This window comes from Aeromicrobium piscarium (genome assembly GCF_007421815.1).
In the GTDB taxonomy this organism is placed as follows: Bacteria; Actinomycetota; Actinomycetes; order Propionibacteriales; family Nocardioidaceae; genus Aeromicrobium; species Aeromicrobium piscarium.
Genome location: NZ_VLNT01000004.1, coordinates 12754 through 30448 on the forward strand (window position 1 = coordinate 12754; position 17695 = coordinate 30448).

A 17695-nucleotide genomic window follows, 5' to 3' on the forward strand; every position below is an offset into this window, starting at 1 on the left:
TCACGGGCCCGTTTGCCCACGATCCTCCGCTGCCGAGGACTATTCGCCGCAGACGAGGCCGTCGTCGGGCACCGTGCCGTCGACCAGGTAGGCGTTGATCGCGTCGTCGACGCAGGCACTGCCCATGCCGTAACCGGTGTGGCCGTCACCCTCGCGCGTCACCAGCACCCCGGAGTCGAGTTCCTCGGCGAGCGACTGCGACCACTCATAGGGTGTCGCGGGATCGCGCGTGGTGCCCACGACCACGATCGGATCAGCGCCCTCGGCAGCGACCGGTTCCTGCGGGTTCGTCGACTCGATCGGCCAGTCGGCGCACGCCATGACACCCCAGCCCAGCGCCCCGCCGAAGACCGGCGACGCCTCGCGGAACTGCGGCAGCCACTCCGACTCGACCTCGTCGACCGTGACGTCGACCGGTCCGTCGAGGCAGTTGACCGCATAGATCACCTGACCGGAGTTGCTCTGGAACTCACCCCGCGCGTTGCGGTCGAAGTAGATATCGGCGAGCTGGAGGAAGACCCCCGGATCGTCGTCGCCGAGCGCCGCCTCGAAGGCCGCCGTCAGATAGCTCCACGACTCCTTCGCATAGAGCGTCACCGCCACGCCGTAGAAGGCCAGGCCCTCGGTCAGCTCACGGCCCCCGCCCGAGACCAGCGGCTCCTGCTCGAGATCGGCCATGAAGCCCGCGACCGTGTCCAGCGCCTCATCCTCGTTCGAGCCCAGCGGGCAGTTGCCATCGGCCACGCAGCTGGCGATATAGGCGTCCAGAGCGCGCTGGAATCCCTCCGCCTGCCCGAGCGAGACCTCGATCGAGCTGAGGGCCGGATCGAGGCCGCCATCGAGCACCATCCGACCCACGTGGTCCGGGAACATCTCGGCGTACTGCGCCCCGAGCTGCGTGCCGTAGGAGGCGCCGAACCAGTTGAAGGCCTCCTCACCCAGCGCGGCCCGGAGGACATCGTGGTCCTGGGCGACCTCCGCGGTGGACACGTGGGCCGCAAGGTCCCCGGAGTTCTCCCGGCACGCGTCGCCCATCGCGACGATGCCGTCGCGCGACTCCTCGATCTCCTCGGGAGTCTCCGGATCCGGATCGAGCCCGATGAAGGCATCGAAGTCAGCATCGTCGAGGCATTGCAGCGGCGTGCTCTCCCCGACACCGCGGGGATCCACGCCGACGATGTCGTAGGCCTCGCGCACCGAGGACGGGAAACGCGTACCCATCATCAGCGCGAAGTCCTGGGCCGAGCCTCCCGGACCACCGGGATTGACGAAGATCGTGCCCTGCCGCTCCCCCGTCGCCTCGACCTTGAGCAGGGCGAGATCGAGGGTCTCGCCGCTCGGGTCGTCGTAGTCGACGGGAACCTCGGCCGTGGCGCAGCGAGCATCGCCGCTGTCGCAGGACGTCCAGTCGATCTGCTGGTCGTAGAAGGCATCGAGACCCTCGGGAGCCTGCTCGCCGGTGGGCGTGGAGGGCTGGGCGGCATCGTCCTCGCCCCAGTCGCCGATGACATAGACCGCCGCGGCGACGATCAGGGCGAGGACGACCCCGGCTGCGCCCAGGGCGATAGCGGCAGAACGATTCACGGCAAGAACCTCGTCATCATGTGCTCGACGGCCAGGAGCGGGGCGGCATTGGCTTCGAGAGCCTCCCGGCACGCGCCCACGGCATCGATCGCCCCGACGATCGACTCTGGAGAACGCTCGCGCGCCATGGACACGACATCGTCGGTGACATCGGCATTGATCAGATACTGCGTCGAGCCGAGCTGCACGGCCATGACATCGCGGAAATAGGAGAGCAGGTCGAGGAGGACCCCGTCGATGCTGTCGCGGGCCATGCGCTTGCGACGCCGCTCCTGCTCCTTGGTGAGGCTCGAGAGCGCGCCCGCGTATCCCGCGGGACGTTTGCCCCGATCTTCGACGCCCCACGACGCCTTCAGATCGGCCTTCTCGCGCTCGTCCGCGGCATCGCAATAGGCATCGGCCCGGGCATTCGCCTCGGCGTCGATACGCTGTGCGGCACGCAGGCAGTCGCCGAGCGTGCGCAGACTGCGCGGAAGCGCGAGGATGTCAGCCCGGCGCTGGCGTGCCTCGGCATTGCGAGCCAGACCGCGGGCGCGTCCGATGTGGCCCTGCGACGCAGCGGCCGCCGCGTGCGCCGCCTCCGCCTCCAGGCCATCGCGCTCCACGAGCAGCCTGGTGATCGCCTCGACCGACGGAGTGCGCAACAGCACGGGCCGGCAGCGCGACCGGATCGTGGTGATGACATCCTCGACCGCCGGCGCACATAGCATCCAGATCGTGCGCGGCGAGGGCTCCTCGACCGATTTGAGCAGGGCATTGGCGGCTTGATCGGTGAGCCGGTCGGCATCCTCGACGATGAGGATCTGCCAGCGGCCGACGGCCGGATGTAGAGCCGCCGTGCGCACGATCTCCCGCGCCTCCGCGACCCCGATAGAGAGGCCGTCGGTGTTGATGACGGTGATGTCCGGGTGGCTGCCGGCGCGCGCGGTCTGGCACGAGCGACACTCGCCGCATCCACCACGATCGCACTGCAGGGCCGCCGCGAAGGCGACCGCAGCCGTGGATCGCCCGGAGCCCGGAGGTCCGGTGAACAGCCAGGCGTGGGTCATGCCGTGCGCGCTCGCGTCCGGATCGGGTGTCGCGACACTCGCCTCGACCGCACCGCGCAGCGACTCCACGACGACGTCCTGGCCCACCAACTCGGACCACACCCCCGTCAGCACCGTCATGCGGACACCTGCGACAGCCACGGGGCGATGGCCTGTTGGACGGCGATGTGCACGGCTTCAGGATCCTGATCCGCCGGCAGGACGACATAGTGTGCCGGGTCCGCACCGGCCAGCTCGAGGAAGTGCTGTCGCACCCGCTGGTGGAACTCCAGCGGCTCGCTCTCGATGCGGTCGGGCGATCCGGCGCGGCCCAGCCCGACCGATGGATCGATGTCGAGCACGATCGTCAGATGGGGACGCAGACCCGAGGTGGCCCAGCGCGCGATCGGCTCGAGCTCGGCAGCCCGTAGGGCCCGCCCGGCACCCTGGTAGGCCAAGGTCGAGTCGACATAGCGATCGGTTACCACGACCTTGCCCTCGGCGAGCGCCGGGAGCACGACATGGTCGACGTGCTCGGCCTTGTCGGCGATGTAGACCAGCGCCTCCGTACGCGGGGACAGCTCGCCGGTGGCGGGGTCCAGGAGGATGCGCCGCAGCTGTTGTCCGACCGCGGTGCCTCCCGGCTCACGGGTGACCTCCACCGAACGCCCGTGCTCGGTCAGCCATCCCGCCAGGAGCCGGGTCTGGGTGGACTTGCCGGACCCCTCACCGCCCTCGAAGGCGACGAAGACACCCGTCTCGGTATAGAGCGCCGGGGCGGTGGAAGAGTCCATGTCAGCGAGCCTAATGGCCGCCGCCCACAACCGGACGAGGCGGGGACATCCGCCGCCCGCTCCTTCGCCGGGCCCTACCCGGACCTCATGGACGGTGGCGGTACCTGGTCAACCTCATGAAAGAGCCTTGGGGTTGACCAGCTACCGCCACACGTCACGGAAGGGTTGATGACGTACCGCCACCAGCCGGGGCGACACGACCGTCAGGACTTCTTGGTGGCCTTCTTCGCCGTGCTCTTCTTGGCTGCCGACTTCTTGGCTGCCGACTTCTTGGCGGTGGTCTTCTTCGCGGCGGACTTCTTGGCGGTCGACTTCTTGGTGGTCTTCTTCGCGCCCTTCTTGGCCGGACCCTTGGCACGGCGCTCCGCGAGCAGCTCGACGGCGCGCTCATGGGTCAACGACTCGATGTCGTCGTCCTTGCGCAGGGTGGCGTTGTACTCGCCGTCGGTGACATAGGTGCCGAAGCGCCCTTCCTTGGCCACGATCGGCTTGCCGCTCGTGGGGTCCTCACCGAGCTCCTTGAGCGGCGGTTTAGCGGCCCGGCGCCCGAAGGTCTTGGGCTGCGCGTAGATCGCGCGGGCCTGCTCCTCGGTGAGGGTGAACAGCTGCTCCTCGGACTCCAACGAGCGCGAGTCCGTGCCCTTCTTCAGATACGGGCCGTACCGGCCGTTCTGCGCCGTGATCTCCGTACCGTCCTCGCCGGTGCCCACGACCCGCGGCAGGGTCAGCAGCTTCACCGCATCATCGAGGCTGATCGTGTCGAGATCCATCGACGCGAACAGGCTCGCCGTGCGCGGCTTGGCAGCCTTCGGAGCGTCCTCGGGCAGCTTCTCGGTGACGAACGGTCCGAAGCGGCCGTTCTTGGCCGTGATCATCAGACCGGTCTCGGGATGCTCACCGAGCTCGCGTTCGGCTCCCGCGGGATTGGCGAGCAACTCCCGGGCCTTCTCGATGGTCAGCTCGTCGGGCGGCAGGTCCTCGGGCACGTTGGCGCGCACCGGCTGCTCCGTGCCGTCCTTGCCGGTGGTCTTCTCCGGGCCCTCCAGATACGGCCCGTACCGGCCGACCCGCAGGTGGATGCCCTCGCCGAGGTCGAAGGTGGCGATCTCGCGCGCGTCGATCTCCGGCAGGTTCTCGACCAGGCGCTTGAGTCCCGTGTTGCCCTCACCCTCACCGGCCCAGAACGAGGTCAGCACCGCGACGCGATCCTCACGGCCGTGCGACACCTCGTCGAGGACGTCCTCCAGCTCGGCGGTGAAGTCATAGGAGATGAGTCGGCCGAAATGGCTCTCCATGAGCCGCACGACGCTGAACGCGATCCACGCGGGCACCAGGGCGGTGCCCTTCTTGTAGACGTATCCGCGGTTCTGGATCGTGTTGACGATCGACGCGTAGGTCGAGGGGCGGCCGATCTCGCGATCCTCGAGCTCCTTGATGAGACTCGCCTCGGTGTAGCGCGCAGGCGGCTTGGTCTGGTGGCCGGCGGCCTCCAGGTCGACGGCCGTCACCCGATCGCCCTCGGCGAGCACCGGCAGCTTGGTCTGCTGGTCGTCGTCGGCCGCATCGGGGTCCTCGCTGGACTCCACATAGGCCTTGAGGAAGCCGTAGAACGTGATGGTGCGGCCCGACGTCGAGAACTCGACGTCGCGACCGTCGGCAGCCTCGGTGCCGATGCGGATCGTCACCGATTCGCCCTTGGCGTCGGCCATTTGCGAGGCGACCGTGCGCTTCCAGATCAGTTCGTACAGGCGGAACTCGTCGCCGGACAGGCCGGTCTGCTTGGGGGTACGGAAGGACTCCCCCGCCGGGCGGATCGCCTCGTGCGCCTCCTGCGCGTTCTTGACCTTGCCGGTGTAGACGCGCGGCTTCTCGGGGAGATAGGAATCCCCGTACAGCTCCTTGACCTGCGCGCGAGCGGCCTTGATCGCGGTCTGCGAGAGCGTCACGGAGTCGGTGCGCATATAGGTGATGTAGCCGCCCTCGTACAGGCGCTGCGCCACCGACATCGTGCGCTGCGCGCCGAAGCCGAACTTGCGCGAGGCCTCCTGCTGGAGCGTGGTGGTGCGGAACGGGGCGTACGGACGACGCGTGTAGGGCTTGGACTCGACCGAGCGGACCGCGAAGTCGCGGCCCTCCAGCGCGGTCGCGAGCACGCCGGCGGCGGCCTCGTCGAGGTGCACCACATCGGCCTTGCCCTTGAGCTGACCGTCGGGGCCGAAGTTCGACCCGCCGGCGACCCGCTTGCCGTCGACCGAGGCGATCTTGGCGCCGAAGCGACGCGGCTCATGTCCCTCGCCGGCGTCGAAGGTGGCCTCCAGGTCCCAATAGGAGGCCGAGACGAAGGCCATCCGCTCACGTTCGCGCTCGACCACGAGGCGGGTCGCCACCGACTGCACGCGCCCGGCCGACAGGCCGCTCATGACCTTCTTCCAGAGCACCGGGCTGACCTCGTAGCCGTAGAGACGATCGAGGATGCGACGCGTCTCCTGGGCATCGACGAGATCCATGTCGACATCGCGAGGCTGGGCGATCGCGCGCTGGATCGCCTCCTTGGTGATCTCATTGAAGACGATGCGCTTGACCGGCACCTTCGGCTTCAGCTCGTCGAGCAGGTGCCAGGCGATGGCCTCTCCCTCGCGGTCCTCATCGGTCGCGAGGACGAGCTCGTCGGCATCCTTGAGCAGCTTCTTGAGCTTGGTGATCTGTGACTTCTTGTCCGCGGACACGACGTAGACGGGCTCGAAGCCATTGTCGATGTCGACGCCGAGACGCGCCCACGCCTTGCCCTTGTACTTCTCGGGCACCTGGTCGGCGCCCCGCGGGAGGTCGCGGATGTGGCCCACTGAGGAGTCCACGACGTAGTCGTCGCCGAGGTACGCCTGGATGCTGCGTACCTTATTCGGCGACTCGACGATGACGAGTTTGGTCACGAGCCACTTCCTGCCTGATCCCACGCGGATAATAGAGGGGGACGCAGCACACCGTAGCGTGCCGTGTCAACCGCCCCCGCGCAGCCTACGCCTCGACTCCGGACTGTCGGCGCCGCGTGGCAGGATCGGTCCGTGAGCCTAGGGGTGTATCGAGAGCTGTTGAGGATCCCCCGGGTGGGCGTCCTCTTCATCGCCTCGTTCTTCGCCCGTATCCCGATGCTGGCGCTGCCGCTCGTCCTCACCCTCTACATCGTCGAGGGGATCGGCGGCACCTATGCCGAGGCCGGGATCGTGGCCGCCGTCGAGACCGTGGGGGCAGCCGTGGGGTCCCCGTGGAGGGGCAAGCTGATCGACCGTTTCGGTGTACGTCGCGCGCTGATCCCCTCGCTCGTCGCGGTGCTCGTCCTCTACCCGATGGTGCCCTTCGTCGGCTTCTGGGGGTTGCTGCCGCTCGCCTTCCTGGCCGGGGTCTTCCTCATCCCGGTGCAGACGATCACCCGGCTCGCGCTGGGGATCCTCACACCGATCACCCAGCGCCGTACGGCGTTCGCGGCCGACAGTGTGGTGGCCGAGGGTGCCTTCATCGTCGGTCCGGCGGTCGGCGGAGTGCTGGTGGTCCAGGCCAGTCCACTCATCGCGCTGTTGGTCGTCGGCGGCTCGACCCTCGTGGCAGGCCTCATCTTCTTCGTCATGGATCCGCCCACCCGCACGCAGGTCGAGACGATCGATGACTCCGCGCCCGCTCCGGTGCGCTGGTTCACCCCCACGGTCGGCTATCTCTTCGCGATCTCGGCGGGCACGATGCTCGCGCTCATGGCGACCGATCTCGGCATCATCGCGGCGCTGCGCGAGTTCGATGCCGTCGGACTCGTCGGGGTGGTCTATGCCGTCTGGGGCGCCGCCTCGCTCGTCGGTGGTCTGCTCTACGGCGCGCAGAACCGTTCCATCCGGCCCACCTATCTCCTGCTCGCGATGGGTCTGCTGACGATGCCGATCGGCCTCGCCGACTCGGTGTGGCTGCTCGCCCTCGCGGCGCTGCCCGCCGGACTGATGTGTGCCCCCTCCCTGGCCGCCGCCACGGAATGGATCACGCATCTGGTCGACGAGCGCCGCCGCGGCGTGGCGATGGGCTGGCAGGGCACGGCCTTCACGATCGGCGGGGCGACCGCGGGCCCGGTCGTCGGCTGGTGCATCGACCACTACGGTGCGCTGGGCGGATTCGCCGTCGGCGGTGGGCTGGCGGCGCTGATCGCGGTCACCGCCCTCATCGGTCAGCGCCTCGGCAGCCAGGACGTCGTCCGCTCCCTCAACTGAGGCCGAGTCGCCCGGGCGGTGAGTAGGCGTCCATATCCTCGCCCGGGTCCCCGCGCCCCGCGAGTGGTGCGCGTTCGCCCCAGAAACGCGATTCAGAGGGCGAATGTGCACCACTCGCGAGGGGACGGGTGGGAGGTGAGTTCCCGGGGCGATCCAGGGGAGAGGGGTGAGTTGGGGCTGGGTGGCGAGGGTCAGTGCGCGGGGTAGAGGAAGCCGTCGGCGATGAGCTCGCGCACGACCGGCGCATAGCTAGCGCGCAACTCGGCGCGGTCCTGGCCGAGCAGTGTGGCCAACGCGTCGAGGATCTGCCCGGCGGTCAGCTCACCGTCGCACGCGCTCAGCAACCCCGCCTCGATGGTGTCGAGGCGGGCCGTGCGCCGCGGCCCGTGCTCGAGTCGCACCGTGATCGCCGCCGGGTCCTCGGCCCCCACCGCTCCGTAGGTGACCTGTGTGGCGTCATCGGCCAGCTGCCAGGGCACGGCCAGGACGTCGTCACTCACGTCGAGGGCATCCACACGGCTGCCCCATTGCACCGTCGCCGGGCCCATCGGCTGACCGACATCGCCGGCCCACTCCTCGATCCGCACGGCGGGGACGTCGCGATCGGCCTTGCGCAACGAGATCCAGCCGAAGCCCATCGCCTCGACGCCCTGATCGGCGAACCAGCGTATCCAGCGCTCGTAGCGGGACACGTAGTCAGGCGCACCCTTGTGACCGCCGTCCGCGAGCCACATCTCGGCATAGGTGGCCAGGTCGGCCCGCTCGCGCTGCACGACCCACGCGTCGAGTCCGGTCGGCTCGATCCAGCGGGCGAGCCGTTCCTCCCACGGCTCGCCTTCGGCATGGATCCACGCCGCCAGGACGTGGCACCAGCCGCCATCGCGCAGATGTGCGGCGGCCCCCTGCACCACATGTCGCACGACATCGTCGCCGGGGAAGGCGGTCTCCCGGTAGACGAGTCGATCCCCGTCCGGTGGTGAGACGACGAAGGGCGGATTGGTGGCGATCAGATCGAACCGCTCCCCCGCCACCGGCTCGAAGAGGCTGCCGTCGCGCACATCGAGTTCGATCTCGTTGAGCCGGGCGGTGAGGCGCGCCATCGCGAGCGCCCGAGGATTGACATCGGTGGCCACGACCCGCGCTGCGTGCGACGAGAGATGGAGGGACTGGACCCCGCATCCCGTGCCCAGGTCGAGGGCGCTGTCGATCTCGCCCCGGCTCGTCAGCTGAGCCAGCGACGAGGAAGCCTCGCTGATGCCCAGGACATAGGCGGGGTCCATAGGCGACAGGCGGCCGTCGAGCCCGGGGGTCAGGTTGCAGACCACCCACCAGTCGTGGTCCTCGTCGCCATAGGGGCGCACGTCCACGGCTGCCCGGATCTCGCCGGCTGAGGCAGTGAGGAGGCCCGCGCCCGTCAACGGTCCGAGCAGCTCGCCGAAGACGGTCTCGGCGGCCGCACGGCCGGTCGGGACCTGCAGTTGGAACAGTCGGATCAGGGTGGAGAGCCGTCCGCCATCGGCGGTGGCCAGCCGGCCGGGGGTCGTCTCACCGCGGGCGAGGGCATACCAGGCGTCGTCGCCCAGCACGGCGTGAACGGCATCGACGGTGAACCCGTCGAGTCGATCGCGCAGCGCAGCGACCTGCGTGTCGGTGAGCTCGTCGCCGGCGAAGGTCACGCGGAGTCGGCTTGGGCGAGCGCCTCATAGGACTCGTGCAGCCCGAAGACCTTGTCCAGGCCCGTGATGCTGAAGATCCGTAGCAGACGATCGCTCGTGCAGATGATGTCCAGCGATCCGTCCTCGGCACGGACGCGCTTGAGGGCACCGACGAGGACGCCCAGGCCGGTCGAATCGAGGAACGCGACATTCTCGATATCGACGACCAGACGTGTATGGCCCGCGTCGATGGCGGCGACCACGGCCTCCCGGAATTTCGGGGCCGTGTAGACGTCAATCTCCCCCTCCACCGCGATGATGTGGTGGGGCGGTGCGGGGCGTTCGGTGAGCGTGAGCTCCATGTCATCCCTTCTCCGACGCGAATCGATGGCTATTCAATCATGCGCCGCCGACCACCGCACCCAAGCGATGCCACGCGCCACCCGTCGGCCTCGGGCCACCGTTCACCGACGATGCGTCAGACTCGATGACGTGGAGACCCTGGCGCCGTCGATCCTGCAACGACGTGCCGACCGCATCCTGCACCGCGTCGACGACCCCGTCCGCGCCGCGGTCATCGAGCCGTGGCCAGAGTGGATCGATCCCTCCGTGCGCGAGCACTTCGTCGCCGAGGGCGCGGAAGTCCTCTGGGCGCATCAGGCCGAGGCCCTGCGCCACCTCGAACAGGGACGGCACGTGGTCGTGTCGACCGGCACCGCCTCGGGCAAGTCGCTGGTGTTCATGGCTCCCGCACTGCAGGCATTGTCCCGGGGGCGTTCCGCCGGCGCCCTCGATGGCGGCAAACGGCCGACCGTGCTGTACCTCGCCCCCACGAAGGCGCTCGCCGCCGACCAGTGGCGTCGCCTTCCCCACGACGCGGAGGGCCTGCGCCCGGCGACGGTCGACGGCGACAACTCGCGAGAGGAACGGGCGTGGGCCCGCGATCATGCGACCTACGTGCTGACCAATCCCGACACCGTGCACCACACCCTCCTGCCCGGTCACGAGCGATGGTCGCGGTTCTGGTCCGGGCTGCAGTACGTGGTGATCGACGAGTGTCACCACTACCGGGGCGTCTTCGGTGCCCACGTAGCCCAGGTGCTGCGCCGGCTGCGACGCGTCTGCGACCGTTACGGGGCATCGCCGCAGTTCATCGCGTCGTCGGCGACGGTCGCCGATCCGGCCGACTCGGCGAGCAGGCTCATCGGTCTCGACCTCAAGGCCGTCGTCGACGATGCGTCTCCTCGCGGCCCTCGTACCACCGTCTTCTGGGAGCCTCCTCTGCTGCCGGGACGCGATGACGGTCCGGCGGCCCGCCGGTCGGCCACCACGGAGGCCGCCGAGCTGGTCACCGATCTGGCGGTCGAGGAGACCCGGACGCTGTGTTTCGTGCGATCGCGGCGAGGGGCCGAGCAGTTGACCTCGATCGCCCGCGACCGGCTCGGCGAGGTCGCCCCGGAGTTGCGTGAGCGGATCGCCACCTATCGCGGCGGTTACCTGCCCGAGGAGCGCCGCGAGCTGGAGGAGCGGCTGAGGTCGGGCCAGTTGCTCGCCCTCACGAGCACCAACGCCCTGGAGATGGGGATCGACATCGCCGGGCTCGACGCGGTCGTCACCGTCGGGTTCCCGGGGACTCGCGCCGGCCTGCTCCAGCAGTTCGGCAGGGCCGGGCGCGGAGGCGTGGACGACCGAAGCCTGCACGTGCTCATCGCCCGCGACGAGCCGATCGACACCTACCTCGTGCACCATCCCGAGGCCGTACTGGGCGCTCCGGTGGAGGCGACCGTCTTCGATCCGGACAATCCGTACGTGCTCGGACCGCATCTCGCCGCGGCAGCGCAAGAGATCGCCCTCACTCCTGAGGACCTGCCGATCTTCGGTCCTCGCGCCGAGGAGGGCGTGGCCGCGTTGGAGGCAGCCGGTCTGCTGCGCCGACGCGCGAACGGCTGGTACTGGACCTCCCGCGATCGCGCCAGCGACCTTGCGGACCTGCGGTCCTCGGGCGGCTCCCCGGTGCAGATCGTCGACGCGGACACCGGCCGCCTCGTAGGCACGGTCGACGCGGCCTCCGCCGACGGCGAGGTGCACGAGGGTGCCGTCTACGTCCATCAGCAGGAGATGTTCACGGTCGAGGAGTACGACGTCGACCACGGCATCGCGGTGGTGCGACGTGGGGATGTGCCCTACTCGACCTCCGCGCGGGCAGCGACGACCGTCACGATCGTGCAGTCCCGTGGGAATCGCCGAGCGGGTGCGGCCACCCTGAGCTTCGGCGATGTGGAGGTGACCCATCAGGTGACCTCCTACGCCGTCCGCGACCGGCAGAGCGGGCGGGTGATCGGTGAAAACCCCCTCGAACTGCCGGAGCGACGGCTCGCCACCACCGCGGTCTGGTGGACCCTGGACGAGGCTGCGGTGGCCGAGGTCCTGGATCCCGAGCAGATCCCCGGTGCCGCTCACGCGGCCGAGCACGCGGCGATCGGGCTGCTGCCGCTCGTCGCGACGTGCGACCGATGGGATCTCGGCGGGCTGTCCACGGCGCTGCATCCGCAGACCGGCACCCTCACCGTCTTCGTCTACGACGGCCATGCCGGCGGGGCCGGATTCGCCGAGCGGGGTTATGCCGCGGCCGAGGAATGGCTGACGATGACGCGCGACGCCATCGCGGCGTGCGGATGCCGTGACGGATGCCCTTCCTGTGTGGTGTCGCCCAAGTGCGGCAATGGCAATCACCCCCTCGACAAGACTGGTGCGGTCCGCCTGCTCGGCGCCCTCCTCGGCGAGCTCGCTGGGGACGTCACGGCGGCAGATAGCTGACGGGCGCCGCACGAGCTCGCTGCTCGACGGCCCACTGTCCGCCCCACCAGCGTGGGCTTTCCGCTCGCGCGGTCACGGTGGCCACATCTGCGTCCATCCGACACCGGACGAGGATCGTGTCGTTGTCGCGGGCGACCTGCTCGGCACGATCACACGGCGCCGTGCCGGCCAGACTCGCCCGGCTGGCCGCCAATGCGGCGAGATCGGCCCCGGCACTCGCCTGATGTCGCAGGCCGACCAATTGCGCGATCTGCCACCCGATCACGGCGACGACCACGATCCCGGTGACGATGAAGGCCGCCCACACGGTGGCGCTCCCGTGTTCTGTCCTCATTCCAGGCTCGCCACCGCTCGTCCCGACACGGTGGTGCCGACCCCACCGAAGAGCGGGAGCCGCGCGGGAGTGGAGACGGTGACCTCCACGGCATCGTGCTGCCGGCTGATCTCGATACGGGAACCGCGAGCAGCCGCATCCGTAGCGTGCCGCTCCGCCACCTCCTGGGAGTCGCCGCGCGCGAGCGATCGGGCTGCCTCACGCGCGGCATCGGTGGCCCGGGCGTGCGTGACGCCCAAGGAGACCAGCCAGATCCCGGCGACCGCGACCGCGACGACGAAGGGCGCGACCATCATCGTCTCGGCCGTCACCATGCCCCGCTCACGGCTCACCATGGCAGGACGTCGCCCACGGCACGCATGATCAGCCGCGGCAAGGTGAGCACATCCTCGACCTCCCCGGCGACCACGATCCGGACTGCCTCGCGGAACACCGTGGTGACGAAATCGCTGATCGGGTTGTTCGACACCAGTAGCCCCGCGATCGAGACCGCGCCGAGCGTGCCGACGGTGTACTCAGCGGTGGACATGCCGCGCTCCTGGGCTCGGCGACGTAGACGGAACATGATCAACCTCCGATGGGTCGTGAACAACTGACACCGGAAGATGACGCCCGCGGCCCGCTGCCTGCGGTGTCGTCGCCGATCTGGGGACGACACTCGGCATCCGCCGAGTTGGGGATAACCTCACCACCAGGAGATCGACGACAGCGCTCCCGCCAGCATCGGCACGATGCCGACCAGGAAGAAAGCCGGCAGGAAACATGCCCCCAATGGCGCGGCCGTGCGCACCGCCACCCGCCGCGCGGCATCACGACGCTCGGCGTACCGTTCGCGGCGCAGCTCGCGGGCGCTGTCCTGCAGTACCGAGCCAGCCGGGACGCCATGACGCTCCGCGCGTATCAGGGAACGAGCGAGCGGTGCGAGCGGCCCCTGAAGGTGTTCCGCCCACACCGCGGTGTCCTCGCCGGCGACGGCGAGCCGGCGGGTGACGGCGATGAGCTGGCCGCGAAGCGGATCGGACACGGCCGCGGCCACCGACTCGAGCGCGCGACGCAGCGGCACCCCCGCGTCCATGGCGGCGACCAGCAGTTCGACGGCCAAGGGCAACTGCTCGGCCACCCGCAAGCGCTCACGACGGCGAGCCGCGGGTTCCAGCCGGGCGATCCATCGGGCCGCCAACGGCGCTGCGATCGCACCGACCACGGCGCCGAGGAGGCCGGCGACCACGAGGCCGAGCAACGGGCAGATCGCCCAGGCCAGGTGTTCGGGGTGCAGCCGTGACACCCGGCGTCCCTGACGCACCCGCGTGCGGTGTCGAGGACGTGCCGGTATGCCGCACCACATCGCCAGCGCCGCGCAGATCGCGGCGATCACGAGGTCTCCGCCCCATCGGCGATCCGATCGATCCACAACACGCCCATGCAGGCCAACCCCGCGCCCACAGCCACCGAGAAGGCCACGACCGGATGTGCTGTGATCACCACCCAGAGGGGATCGCCACCGAATCCCGAGCCGAGCAACAGCCCGAAGACCGGCAGCAATGCCATCAACGCAGCGGTCGCACGCGCCGGAGCGATGCCCGCGGCGACCTCACGACGAAGATCGCGCTCCTGGCGCTCCACCTCGCTCAGCCGGTCGAGCACCCCGGCAAGGGGCGCGCCGGTGCGGTCGGCGACCTGCCAGGCGATCGCCAACCGCTCGAGGCCGTCATCACCCGGGCCGCGACGTGCCGCGCGCAATGCCTGCGGGACATCGGCCGCGCGCTGCGCGGCCGTCGCCGCCGAACGGACGACCGGCTCGTCCTCGGCCGCATGCCCCAGAGCGGCAGGGGCAGGGAGCCCGGCGCGCAGGGACGCGGCCAGCACGAGGATCAGCTCGGTCACCTGCCCGGCCCGCGCCTGGCGTCGAGCCCGCTGGCGATTCTTGCGCCAACGCAGCGCGGCCGTGGCGACGACCGCGGCGCTCCCGACTCCGAGGAGAGCCAGCGCCGGTGTCATCACGATCGCCACCGCCAGGGTCGCCGGAGCACCCGCAAGCAGGACGAGGACCCCGGGGGGCGGCGGTTCGGGCCGCTGAACACGAGCCCGCAACGCCGAGAACCGGCACCAGACGGCTCCGGAGGCGCAGACGGCACTGACGATCGCCATGGTGGTCATCGGGCGAGCACCTGGCCGAGCACGTCCGACCCCACGGAGACACACCCTCGACGGGCGCACCACGCCGTCACGACCTCGACGAGGCCGCCCGGCGAGCGGGTCACCCCCGCTATCTCGGCGATATGACGGCGACCGGCGGCACGGCCCACGTGGACGACAGCATCCAACCCAGCGGCGAGCTGGCTGTGCACAGCATCGCGAGCCAAGCCGGCGGCCACGCCCAGCGCCTCGAACCGAGCGGGGACGACCCCCGGTGCGTTGGCGTGCACGGTGCCGCAGCCGCCCTCGTGACCGGTGTTGAGCGCCGCGAGCAGATCGACCACCTCGCCGCCGCGCACCTCCCCGACCACGAGCCGATCCGGTCGCATGCGCAGCGCCTGTCGCACGAGATCGCGCACGGATACCGCGCCGGCACCCTCGACATTGGGTGGCCTCGCCTCCAGACCCACCACGTGCGGATGGTCGGGACGCAGCTCGCTGGCATCCTCCACCACCACGAGACGCTCGTCCGCCGGGACCTCGCCCAGCAGCGCCGCCAGCACCGTGGTCTTGCCCGAGCCCGTTCCGCCGGTGACGACGAAGGCGGCCCGGGCGGCCACCAGCGCACGCAGCAGGGCGGCGCCCTCCTCGTCGATCGCGCCGGTGCGCACGAGATCGGTCAGGGAGAAGGATCGACGAGCGGGGATCCGCAGCGAGATGGTGGTGCCGGGGCGTGCGAGCGGCGCGAGCACGGCATGGACACGCGTGCCGTCCGGGAGCCGCGCGTCCACCCACGGGCTCGCTTCGTCGAGACGACGCCCGGCGTGCGCGGCCAGACGTTGCGCGAGACGGCGCACCGCCGCATCGTCGGGGAAGCCGATCCGTTGTCGTTCCAGCCCGCGCCCACGGTCGAGGTACACCTCGTCGGGGCCGTTGACCAGCACATCGGTGACACCCTCGAGCCTCAGCAGAGGCTCGAGGGGACCAGCGCCCAGGGCCTCGGCGCGCAGCAGGTCGACCACCGCCAAGAGTTGCTGCGCGCCCACCACACCGTGTCCGGCCGCGACCGCCGCCGCCACCGTGGCCGGTGTGGCCTCCTCGCCCGTGGCGGCCAGCCTGCGCCGGACCGTCTCGACCATCTGCGGGTCGGGCGTCATGACGCGTCCTCGATTCCCACCGCATCGAGGACACGACCCGCCACGCGCCGCAGCGACCGCGATCGCACCGGGCCGCGGCCGGCCTCGACGTCCTCGGCGAGACGGCGATCGCGGCGCAGGCGTGTGAGCACCGGAAGTCCGAGGGATCGCTCGACGTCACCGGGCCCCAGGCCGGCGCGCACGGCACGGGAGACCACCAGACGCCGATCGTTGAGCTCTCGCCAGCGGGCCACCGAACGGCGCGCGGCGCTGACGCCCGTCACGTTCTCGGGGACGAGCAACACGAGGGCCACGGAGCGAGCGATGATGTCGGCCCCCAGCTCCGTCGAGACCGCGTGCCTCGGCACATCGGCGATCACGACATCGAATCCGCGCTCGACCGCGGAGAGCACGGGCCCCGGAGCGACCGGAGGGCGATCCTCCGGTCCGAAGGAGAGCACGGCCGATCCCGCGGCCATCGGGAAAGCCTCCGCGAGCGCCCGCGCGGCCACATGCCCGTCGGCCCGGGCGATGTCGTGCCATCGCAGTCCGGGGGTGTTCTCGTTGCCGGCCGTGGTGTGCAGGCCCGGGCCCTCGGCATCGGCGTCGACGGCCAGGGCCCGCATGCCTCTCTGCCCGGCGAGCTGAGCGCACCCGACCGTGAGAGTGGATGCGCCGATACCTCCGGTGAGGCCGACGACGCTCAGGACACACGCCGCTCCACGACCGTCGAGCGCGGCGGTGAGCGCACCGGTGATGGCATCGTCGTCCTGCGGGGCGAACACCCCCACCGCGCCCACCGCGACCGCATCGCGCCACAGCCGCTCGGCGGGGGCCTCCTCGACGACCAGCACGTGGTCGCGTCGCGCGAGCCCCGCGGTGGCCAACGCCGCGAGCTCGTCGCCGCCGACCACGATCGCACCCGCCGTGCGCCACACCCGGCGGACCGCTGAGGCCTCCGCAACATCGACCACCTCCGCGCCGACGGCCGCGCCCCAGCGACGGCCGCGCTCGATGAGCGACGTGTTCTGGCTGATGACCCCGATGGATGACATGGCCTCAGCGTCACCGCGACCGCCGACATCGGCAAGGCCTCTCGCGCGGGGTTGTGGACAACATCGGCACCGCCGCCCGATCAGACCCCGTACCCTGGTGGCATGGGCCGCACCGCCGCCTTCTTCGACCTGGACAAGACGATCATCGCCCGGTCGAGCACGCTCGCGTTCAGCCGTCCGCTGTTCGCCGAGGGACTGCTCAGCCGCCGTGCGGTGCTGCGCAGCGCCTATGCCCAGTTCGTCTTCGCCGCGAACGGCGCCGACCATGAGCAGATGGAGGCGATGCGCGGCTATCTCACCGAGATGGTCCGCGGCTGGGATGTGCAGACCGTCCGCCAGGTGGTGGCCGAGACGCTGCACGAGACCATCGAGCCGATCGTGTACGCCGAGGCGGTAGACCTGATCGCCGAGCATCACGCCGCCGGCCGCGATGTCGTCATCGTGTCGGCATCGGGCCGCGAGGTGGTCGAGCCCATCGGGGCGATGCTGGGCGTCGACCGGGTCATCGCCACCGACCTCGTCATCGAGGACGGCCGGTACACCGGTGAGATCCTCCACTACGCCTACGGCGACGGCAAGGCGGAGCTCATCGAGGATCTCGCCGAGACCGAGGGCTATGACCTCGCCGACTGCTACGCCTACTCCGACTCCGAGACCGATATCCCGATGCTGCGCATCGTCGGCCATCCCTTCGCCGTCAATCCCGACAAGGTCCTGCGCGAGCAGGCCGAGGCGGAAGGATGGCCCGTCCTGCTCTTCGCTCGGCCCGTCGCGCTGCGCGGCCGGTTGAGCTCCCCGACAGGCAAGGCCGTGGCCGCCTTCGGAGTGGCCGCCGGCGTCTCGCTCGCGGGAGCCGCCGTCGCCTCGCTGCTCCGGCGACGCCTCGTCTGAGCCGGCCGTCGGTGGTTTCGA

16 protein-coding genes are annotated in these 17695 nt (G+C 70.2%); 3 read left to right on the forward strand and 13 right to left on the reverse strand.

Annotation, left to right across the window (positions count from 1 at the left end; all coding sequences use genetic code 11):
- Positions 1 to 39: 39 nt before the first annotated feature.
- The 4 genes from FNM00_RS06560 to topA form a co-directional block, all read right to left on the reverse strand.
- Complete coding sequence (locus tag FNM00_RS06560; protein ID WP_185973020.1) at positions 40 to 1584, reverse strand: alpha/beta hydrolase; 1545 nt, start codon at positions 1582 to 1584, stop codon at positions 40 to 42.
- Positions 1581 to 2753: a DNA polymerase III subunit delta' gene (locus tag FNM00_RS06565; protein ID WP_143912645.1), complete on the reverse strand. Its 1173-nt coding sequence runs from the start codon at positions 2751 to 2753 to the stop codon at positions 1581 to 1583. The genes FNM00_RS06560 and FNM00_RS06565 overlap by 4 nt, the downstream gene beginning before the upstream one ends.
- Positions 2750 to 3406 (reverse strand): dTMP kinase, encoded by a 657-nt coding sequence (gene tmk / locus FNM00_RS06570; protein WP_143912647.1) that lies wholly within the window; start codon positions 3404 to 3406, stop codon positions 2750 to 2752. The genes FNM00_RS06565 and tmk overlap by 4 nt, the downstream gene beginning before the upstream one ends.
- 203 nt (positions 3407 to 3609) lie before the next feature.
- A complete protein-coding gene (gene topA / locus FNM00_RS06575) occupies positions 3610 to 6336 on the reverse strand; it encodes a type I DNA topoisomerase (RefSeq protein ID WP_143912649.1) in 2727 nt (908 codons plus the stop codon).
- A gap of 132 nt (positions 6337 to 6468) precedes the next feature.
- On the opposite strand from topA, the gene FNM00_RS06580 reads away from it, so the two are divergent.
- Entirely contained in the window at positions 6469 to 7650 is a 1182-nt protein-coding gene (locus FNM00_RS06580) for an MFS transporter (RefSeq protein WP_143912651.1), read from the forward strand.
- 191 nt (positions 7651 to 7841) lie between these two features.
- Here FNM00_RS06580 and FNM00_RS06585 read toward each other — a convergent pair whose 3' ends face one another.
- A complete protein-coding gene (locus tag FNM00_RS06585) occupies positions 7842 to 9326 on the reverse strand; it encodes a DUF7059 domain-containing protein (protein WP_246065097.1) in 1485 nt (494 codons plus the stop codon).
- A complete protein-coding gene (locus tag FNM00_RS06590) occupies positions 9323 to 9667 on the reverse strand; it encodes an STAS domain-containing protein (RefSeq protein ID WP_087624060.1) in 345 nt (114 codons plus the stop codon). Before FNM00_RS06590 ends, FNM00_RS06585 begins: the two co-directional genes overlap by 4 nt.
- Positions 9668 to 9797: 130 nt before the next feature.
- On the opposite strand from FNM00_RS06590, the gene FNM00_RS06595 reads away from it, so the two are divergent.
- Positions 9798 to 12122: a DEAD/DEAH box helicase gene (locus FNM00_RS06595; protein ID WP_246065098.1), complete on the forward strand. Its 2325-nt coding sequence runs from the start codon at positions 9798 to 9800 to the stop codon at positions 12120 to 12122.
- Here FNM00_RS06595 and FNM00_RS06600 read toward each other — a convergent pair.
- From FNM00_RS06600 to ssd, 7 genes are all read right to left on the reverse strand, one after another.
- Entirely contained in the window at positions 12103 to 12456 is a 354-nt protein-coding gene (locus FNM00_RS06600) for an Rv3654c family TadE-like protein (RefSeq protein WP_143912655.1), read from the reverse strand. The genes FNM00_RS06595 and FNM00_RS06600 overlap by 20 nt on opposite strands.
- Positions 12453 to 12791: a TadE family type IV pilus minor pilin gene (locus tag FNM00_RS06605; protein ID WP_143912656.1), complete on the reverse strand. Its 339-nt coding sequence runs from the start codon at positions 12789 to 12791 to the stop codon at positions 12453 to 12455. Before FNM00_RS06605 ends, FNM00_RS06600 begins: the two co-directional genes overlap by 4 nt.
- Positions 12785 to 13021, reverse strand: coding sequence for a DUF4244 domain-containing protein (locus tag FNM00_RS06610; protein ID WP_143912658.1), 237 nt, complete (start codon positions 13019 to 13021; stop codon positions 12785 to 12787). Before FNM00_RS06610 ends, FNM00_RS06605 begins: the two co-directional genes overlap by 7 nt.
- Positions 13022 to 13141: 120 nt before the next feature.
- Complete coding sequence (locus FNM00_RS06615) at positions 13142 to 13831, reverse strand: type II secretion system F family protein (RefSeq protein WP_143912660.1); 690 nt, start codon at positions 13829 to 13831, stop codon at positions 13142 to 13144.
- On the reverse strand, positions 13828 to 14613 hold the full coding sequence (locus FNM00_RS06620; protein WP_143912662.1) for a type II secretion system F family protein: 786 nt from the start codon (positions 14611 to 14613) through the stop codon (positions 13828 to 13830). The genes FNM00_RS06615 and FNM00_RS06620 overlap by 4 nt, the downstream gene beginning before the upstream one ends.
- On the reverse strand, positions 14610 to 15749 hold the full coding sequence (locus FNM00_RS06625; RefSeq protein ID WP_143912663.1) for a TadA family conjugal transfer-associated ATPase: 1140 nt from the start codon (positions 15747 to 15749) through the stop codon (positions 14610 to 14612). The genes FNM00_RS06620 and FNM00_RS06625 overlap by 4 nt, the downstream gene beginning before the upstream one ends.
- On the reverse strand, positions 15746 to 16783 hold the full coding sequence (gene ssd, locus FNM00_RS06630; protein ID WP_143912665.1) for a septum site-determining protein Ssd: 1038 nt from the start codon (positions 16781 to 16783) through the stop codon (positions 15746 to 15748). Before ssd ends, FNM00_RS06625 begins: the two co-directional genes overlap by 4 nt.
- Positions 16784 to 16885: 102 nt before the next feature.
- Between ssd and FNM00_RS06635 the strand changes: the two genes are divergently transcribed.
- Positions 16886 to 17674, forward strand: coding sequence for an HAD family hydrolase (locus FNM00_RS06635; RefSeq protein WP_143912667.1), 789 nt, complete (start codon positions 16886 to 16888; stop codon positions 17672 to 17674).
- Positions 17675 to 17695 lie beyond the last annotated feature (21 nt).